Below are 4163 nucleotides of genomic sequence, written 5' to 3' on the forward strand. Positions count from 1 at the left end.
AGGTGGAGCCAGGCATGCAAAGGATTAGGCCTTGCTGGGTTTGCTCACACCAGAGGGCGGAGCCGCCTTGGCCGTCATGGCGTCCGCAAATCGGGCAAGGATTTAAGCGGCGGGTTCCATTGCGCCTTGAGCAGGGTTTGGAGCCGGTTGTTTTGTTGTAGTGGCACTTATTAGCGATTTGCAGCGCATGCGCCCACCAGTTAGCAGGTGGGGGGGTAAGAGCCTCTGGCCCCATACCAGCGGGCCAGTAGTAATGGCCGCCGCTGCTGGGATGCTCGCCAAGGATGATTACCTGGCGCCCACCATCAAAGAACACTTCTAAGGCTTCACCTTTAGCGGTATCAGTTTTTGGGGCGGTAATAGTTTTGCCCTGGAACTCAGCGCCCCCTGGCAACTGCTGAAGCTGCTCAGGTGTGGGCCTAAATAATACTTTTAGCCTTGCCGGGTCGGTGTTGCGATGCACTTGCCAGCTAATCACCTCAGTGGGATTAAGCCCCAAGGAGAGGGAGGTTGCACCATCAAAATCAAATGCCAGTAGGGGGCCAGTGAATAACCCAGTGCGGGCACCAATTGAGCGGATACCGGGCCAGCGTTGCAGCTTGTTAATGCTGGCGCCTTCGTGGTGTTGCCACTCATCCAGCATTGGCCCTTTACGCTCTGCACCCCAGCCAATCGGCAATAGGGCTAGCTCAGCTTCTAAACGCTGGAGCCGTTGCAATTCATCAATAAAGGCGGGTAATCTGGGCTCAGTGTTGCTTGACTGGCCGCTGCCCGCCTGGGTGGCGGTCTTTTTCATGCTGTTTTTCTGTACTCGGCCTCGGCTTTGATTGACTCGGCTTCCAACTCGGCCTCGGCCTTGACCAGCATTTGCAAGTCATTTGCAGCCTCTGAAACACCGTTGCCTGCATCCCGCAGGAAATGCTTTAGGTGCTTTGCGTCTTCAACATCCAGCAGCCCCCAGAATTTGGCCGGGTTTGAGGGGTTTCCCTTTATTCGGTCATGACACATGCAGGCCAGCTCTGCCAGCCAATAGGCCTCGGCGATGGTGTCGGGGTAGGGCAGGTTCTCGTTGAGATCGGCCAGTTCTGGCAGGGTTTTGATGAAGTCCATCAGCCCACCCCCACTGCTTTAAGGGTGCGGCGGCTGCGGCTTGTGAGCGCTGCATCTATTGCCACACCATCCCAAAGGAGAGGCGGGCGGATTGCACCTGCACCTAATGCCCTGAAGTGAATCCCGGGCTTCAAAATTCCTTCCTTTCGTAATCTTCGCAGGGTGGTTGCGGATATGCGTAAAGCATCCACAGCCTCCACAGTTGTGAGGTTAAAAGCCATTTGTTGTTAGAGCTTAGTTTGTGCGGAGTTGGCCTCCACAAAGCAAACCTAGCCGCCTAATTAGCTAAAACAAGTTTATAAAATGGTCTCGTTTTTTTATCTTGTGACTATTTATCTATTCTTCAGTAATAGCTTTATTTTTGCTTGCAATTTCGGTTCATCTATTCTCCGGCCGTAGGTCGATAGATGCACCTGGGGGCTGTGCCCCATCAGCTCCGCCGACTCCCTAACGCTTAGCCCCAGGTCGATACCAAGGCGCAATGCAAAGGCATGGCGGCAGCCATAACTGGTTAGTTCTGCGTCAAGTGGCATCTCAACTGGTTTTGATTTCTGAATGCGGTCTAGCTGCTGGCTCAAAGCCTCCCCCGCTGAGCGTGGATGATTTACCACTGATAAAGGCAGGCCATATTTTTCCCACCTTTCTAGTAAGCCATCGCAATCAGCGGCCCACCCGGTTGGTGGAATCGCCGGAACAATCCTTGCCCCGCTTAAGCCTTTACTACTTTTTTTTTGGTGGCTAACAGTTGCACTGAAGTAGTTGTTTTTATTGCTTAGAACCAATCCTTTTAGCTCTGCGGGCCGCAGGCCGAAGCAAATCATACAATCCCAGGCCACCAGATCTGCCGGCGTGAGCCTGTAACTACGTTCAATCCTTGCCCTTAATTCTTCTAGCTCCTTATCAGTAAAGGCCCTTACTCCGTGGGGGCTAACGGCTGCTTTTCCATTACCTCGCATTGCTGCAATCTTTTCGGGCCATTCCCATCTAGCTAATTTCCACAGCCGGCGGATTCGGTCGTGCGCCATTTGCCTTGACCTGGAGTTTGGCTCCCAATTCCTTAGCGTTGTCTCTAAAAGTTTTTCGTCTTCGCTCCAGTAGTGAGCAGCGGCGGTTTTTGTAAGCACTGCCATATATGGTAAATAAGTTCGATTCCAAGTGCTTAGTCCTATTTTTTCACTAACTAGTTCTTGCTTAAGCGCTGCAATAAGTCTCATAATTGCCACCACCCCCAGCCGATCTGGATTTCCCACTTCAAACGCTGCTTCCGAATCGGGCCAGCTCCACTCCGCAGCCATTACTGAATCAAATATTTTGCCGGCTTCCACAAGTGCTGCTGAAGCGGTAGCCGGCCCCGGCGCTGCTTTGAGAGTGAAGGCCCTTCGTTTTGGTGGTGAATCTGGTGGCTCATCTGGCCGTGGTGGTAACTCAGATGAAACGACTCTTAAGCGCTCACCTTTTATTTCTATTGACCACCCGGGGCGGCTTAAACGGTGCCGCTTAAAGCTCCTAGACAGGTCGGCGATCCATTTAGGGCGGTCTAGAGCCATTGTATTTCCCTGGCCGGGGTGGGATTTAGGTGAAATATTGCAGAGTGCTGACCATTTTGCAAGAGTTCTGGCGAATCCTGGCGCTTTAGCTAATTGATGAGAATCAAGGCTCTGACTGGCTTGGAAGCTAGTTATTGCAGTGGTTCTGGGAACGCCCCCTGAGTGATTCGAACACTCGACCGGCTGCTTAGAAGGCAGCTGCTCTATCCAGCTGAGCTAAGGGAGCATGTGCAAATCAAATCAAATTAAGCCGTATTGAAACGCAATCTCCCATATTGCCAGATACACGCTTAGATTTTATAGCTGCGGCAGATTTGGTAATGGCGGCCTCACGGCTGAATGACAGCCAAAAGCAGGAGGTAGTGCTGCGTTACCAAGCGGGTGAAACCGCTGCGGCCCTTGCTGAGGCATTTAGTTGCAGCGCAAATACTGTGAGCCGCACCATAAAAGCTGCGATCGGTTTAGAAGCTTATGGGGCAATAAAAGATCTGCGGATTGCTGGTTCTGCTGTAAAAGCGATAGGAAAGCCAGAAATAGCGCAAGATCTGGTGGAGCTGGAGTTAACCCACTCCGCAGCTTTTGTCGTTAACACCGAAGAAGAAGATTATGTGAAAGAGGAACTTGAAATTAATGATCTCGAAATCGAATCAAATAGTGATTTCATTGCCTTTGCACCCCTTGCCGTAACCGCAAATCTCAGTGATAGCAGCCCCTGCGTTAGTAAACCTTTAGTTGCAAGTGAATTGCCAACAAGTCTTTATTTATTGGTAGATCGTGAAGTGGAACTCAAAGGTACCCCGGTAAAAGATTTCACAGAATTGGGTCTTATTGCTTCTGAGGAAGAGGAATTACAAGCGATTGCTTTATTCATTAATCCACGCCAGGCCAAAAGGCAATGCGGCCGCAGCCAAAGGGTTATTAAGGTGCCAGATTCCAGCCTGCTTGAGCTCACAGCTCCATATATTTTGGCCCAAGGCATAAGCCGTATCGTGCTGGAAGGCGCTCTTTATGCCGTGCCTGGCAGCCCAGTAAAGCCTTAATCATCGCCGTTTGGGCCCAGCAGTGCCGCACCAGCACCGCCGCTGAATACTCCGCATAAAATTGCCATACCCACCACAAAACCCTGCGGTAACGGCACCGTACGGCCCACGCCGAGATTCACGACACTGCGTTCGTTAATGTTTTGGCTGCCAAGGCACAACATCAACAGCAAAACAAATGTGCCGATCACACTGCCCATAAATAGCCGCAATCGCAACAACATCAATTCAGCCTCCTTCCCATTCATTCTGCCCGGTGCAGCAACCCATATAGGGCGCGGCGTTGTTGGCCACTGCTTTGCGCTAATTGCTTAGCTGCTTCCGATGCGGTTAGCCCCTTGGCGATCAATGCATCCAGTTCCTGCCGTAATTGCACTTCATCCCAGGGGGCAAGTGCTGCTGCTGCTGCACCACCGAGCACCACCGTGCATTCTCCCTGGGGTGCAAAGTTATTAAAATGAGCTAA

6 protein-coding genes, 1 tRNA gene and 1 pseudogene are annotated in these 4163 nt (G+C 51.7%); 1 reads left to right on the plus strand and 7 read right to left on the minus strand.

Annotated elements, in window-relative coordinates:
- The 5 genes from AC2JC8_RS08280 to AC2JC8_RS08300 form a co-directional block, all read right to left on the minus strand.
- Positions 1-796 (minus strand): bifunctional DNA primase/polymerase (locus AC2JC8_RS08280; RefSeq protein ID WP_484594503.1); only part of this gene is annotated, 796 nt, incomplete at its 3' end.
- Positions 793-1110, minus strand: a complete 318-nt coding sequence (locus AC2JC8_RS08285; protein WP_484594504.1) for a hypothetical protein — start codon at positions 1108-1110, stop codon at positions 793-795. The genes AC2JC8_RS08280 and AC2JC8_RS08285, both read right to left, overlap by 4 nt.
- A complete protein-coding gene (locus tag AC2JC8_RS08290) occupies positions 1110-1331 on the minus strand; it encodes a hypothetical protein (RefSeq protein ID WP_484594505.1) in 222 nt (73 codons plus the stop codon). Before AC2JC8_RS08290 ends, AC2JC8_RS08285 begins: the two co-directional genes overlap by 1 nt.
- Before the next feature lie 111 nt (positions 1332-1442).
- On the minus strand, positions 1443-2435 hold the full coding sequence (locus AC2JC8_RS08295) for a hypothetical protein (protein ID WP_484594506.1): 993 nt from the start codon (positions 2433-2435) through the stop codon (positions 1443-1445).
- 374 nt (positions 2436-2809) lie between these two features.
- Positions 2810-2883 (minus strand) — tRNA-Arg (locus tag AC2JC8_RS08300).
- A gap of 94 nt (positions 2884-2977) precedes the next feature.
- Between AC2JC8_RS08300 and AC2JC8_RS08305 the strand changes: the two genes are divergently transcribed.
- Complete coding sequence (locus tag AC2JC8_RS08305; RefSeq protein WP_484594507.1) at positions 2978-3697, plus strand: helix-turn-helix domain-containing protein; 720 nt, start codon at positions 2978-2980, stop codon at positions 3695-3697.
- Here the strand turns inward: AC2JC8_RS08305 and AC2JC8_RS08310 are convergent.
- Both AC2JC8_RS08310 and AC2JC8_RS08315 read right to left on the minus strand, forming a co-directional pair.
- On the minus strand, positions 3694-3945 hold the full coding sequence (locus tag AC2JC8_RS08310) for a hypothetical protein (RefSeq protein ID WP_484400989.1): 252 nt from the start codon (positions 3943-3945) through the stop codon (positions 3694-3696). The genes AC2JC8_RS08305 and AC2JC8_RS08310 overlap by 4 nt on opposite strands.
- Positions 3942-4163, minus strand: a pseudogene (locus tag AC2JC8_RS08315) (16S rRNA (cytidine(1402)-2'-O)-methyltransferase); the annotation flags it as partial. The gene AC2JC8_RS08310 and the pseudogene AC2JC8_RS08315, both read right to left, overlap by 4 nt.

It is taken from the genome of Synechococcus sp. (assembly GCF_982614295.1).

What these genes read in the sequence shown, in the direction of transcription:
- AC2JC8_RS08290 (WP_484594505.1), bottom strand. Translation starts at nt 1,331, where the DNA reads ATGGCTTTTAACCTCACAACTGTGGAGGCTGTGGATGCTTTACGCATA.
- AC2JC8_RS08310 (WP_484400989.1), bottom strand. Translation starts at nt 3,945, where the DNA reads ATGAATGGGAAGGAGGCTGAATTGATGTTGTTGCGATTGCGGCTATTT.
- AC2JC8_RS08285 (WP_484594504.1), bottom strand. Translation starts at nt 1,110, where the DNA reads ATGGACTTCATCAAAACCCTGCCAGAACTGGCCGATCTCAACGAGAAC.
- AC2JC8_RS08305 (WP_484594507.1), top strand. Translation starts at nt 2,978, where the DNA reads ATGGCGGCCTCACGGCTGAATGACAGCCAAAAGCAGGAGGTAGTGCTG.